This window comes from Bartonella silvatica (genome assembly GCF_040545155.1).
Classification (GTDB): domain Bacteria; phylum Pseudomonadota; class Alphaproteobacteria; order Rhizobiales; family Rhizobiaceae; genus Bartonella; species Bartonella silvatica.
Genome location: NZ_JBEPLI010000091.1, coordinates 1 through 1,012 on the forward strand (window position 1 = coordinate 1; position 1,012 = coordinate 1,012).

Below are 1,012 nucleotides of genomic sequence, written 5' to 3' on the forward strand. Positions count from 1 at the left end.
ATCTTGGTTGTTTCGATTAAATCGCGCCCCTCATTGAGCAGAGTATCACCCTGCATCTCAATGTTGCCATTAGCAGCAATCAAACTATAACTATTACGGATATCGCCGGCATGAACCGTGAGATGACGCCCTACTAAAATCTGTGCCGCATTATTGATAAAATGAGGCTGCTGACGAATGATCGTAGTGTCAACATCTTCCTTTATCTGATGGTGTTTAATATTAGTGCCTTCCCAACTTCCCGCAACGAACCTGTGAGAAACCACTTTATCGCTAACTTCAACCCCGCCTTCACGCATGTTGGTGAGAGCTGAGACATCGAAGATCATATCGCCGGATACGGCTTCTAAAAGCCCCGAGCTGTTGATCACATGACCAGCCCGCTCTCCACTTAAACCACGGATGATGAGATTGTCTTCAGCAATGACATCGGCAAACTTATTAATAAAATCCCCATCCAAGGAGAAAATGGCAGATTTCTTGGCATAAATCAGCCCACTATTACTCAGATCACCGCTCACATTGAGCGCAACCCCATCACCACTGGAACCAAGGCTGCCGGCATTGTCCAAAACATCTGCGGTTAAAACAAAAGCGCCACCACTTTTGAGAACACCGTCTTCACCATTTAAAACCAGAGCAACTTGCCCCAATGACGGATCATGGCTTTCTGCCACAAGCGTAAAGCTGTCAATGGCTAAAAGCTGACCAGAATTGGCTAAAGACCCGAGAGTTGCATCAACAACACCGCCCACCATAATACCGGAATTGCTTAAAACATCATGGCTGTTGAGAGTAAGTACTCCGCCTTGCGCTTCCACAAGCCCAGCCTGGGTGAGTGTGCCTGCCTTCAGCGTTACATCATAGGCGCCAACCTCACTTGTCTCACCCATTGTCAGTATGCCATCACTGGAAAGCTCCACCCGCTTTTTAGAAACAATGCGCCCCGTTTGGCTGAGATTTGTTTGCGCATGCAAAGCAATGGTATCATTGCTTTCTATTGTGCCACTAT

Annotated in this window: 1 pseudogene; it reads right to left on the reverse strand. The window is 47.1% G+C overall.

Annotated elements, in window-relative coordinates:
• A pseudogene (locus ABID23_RS08125) lies at positions 1 to 1,012 on the reverse strand (DUF637 domain-containing protein); the annotation flags it as partial.